At 62.8% G+C, this 1095-nt stretch carries 1 protein-coding gene; it reads left to right on the plus strand.

Annotated elements, in window-relative coordinates:
• A partial coding sequence (locus tag IEX50_RS17320) for an Ig-like domain-containing protein (RefSeq protein ID WP_188699553.1) occupies positions 1–1095 on the plus strand: 1095 nt, incomplete at both ends.

Consider the following 1095-nt stretch of genomic DNA (forward strand, 5'->3'; position numbering starts at 1 on the left):
CAACACGCGGCACGGTGGTGATCAACGCGAACGGCACGCTGACCTATACGCCGAACGCGAACTTCAACGGCACCGACACGATCAGCTACACGATCAGTGATGGCCAGGGCGGTTTCTCGACCGCATCAATAACCGTCACGGTTGCGGCGGTGAACGATGCGCCGACTACCACCGGCCTCCCCGGGCGCAGCGATTCGGATGCCGAGATGATCGTGTTGCCGGTCGCGCCCGGTTTCAGCGACATCGATGGCGACGCGTTGCAGTTCGACGCGACCGGTCTGCCGCCGGGTTTGACGATTGATCAAGCGACCGGCGTCATCACCGGTATGATCGCATCGGACGCCAGCCAGACGAACGGCGGCGTGTACATAGTTGCTGTGACCGCCGAGGATGGCCAGGGCGGCACAGTCGTGACCAGCTTCACGTGGCGCGTCGGAAATATCCCGCCGTTGCCGCAGGACGACGTCGCGACGACTGTCGAGGACACGCCGGTCACGATCGACGTGCTGGTCAACGACAATGATCCCGATGGCGACCCGCTGACACCGACCTCGTTGACGATCAACGGCGTCAGCAACGGTACGGCGATCGTCAACGCCGATGGCTCGATCACCTTCACGCCGACGGCGAATTTCAACGGCATCGGCATCATCACCTACACGCTGGGCGACGATCAGGGCGGGTTTTCCACCGCAACCGTCGTCGTTACCGTCACCCCGGCAAATGACGCGCCGACGTCGGTCGGCCTGCCGTCACGCATTGATTCCGATGGCGAAGCCGTGTCGCTGGCGATCGCAACCGCGTTCAGCGACATCGATGACGATACGCTCAGCTTTACCGCGGACGGATTGCCGGCGGGATTGTCGATCGACGCAATCACCGGTCGCATCACCGGCATGATCGCAGCGAGCGCCAGTGTGATTAATGGCGGGATCTACACGGTCAAGGTGACTGGCCGCGACCCGAGTGGCGCGAGCACGTCGCAGAGTTTCACCTGGACCATCACCAATCCGGCACCGGATGCGGTGAACGACACGGCGTCGACGAACGAGGATACCCCGGTCACCATCACGGTACTCGGCAACGATACCGATG

This window comes from Sphingomonas prati (assembly GCF_014643515.1).
Classification (GTDB): domain Bacteria; phylum Pseudomonadota; class Alphaproteobacteria; order Sphingomonadales; family Sphingomonadaceae; genus Sphingomonas_R; species Sphingomonas_R prati.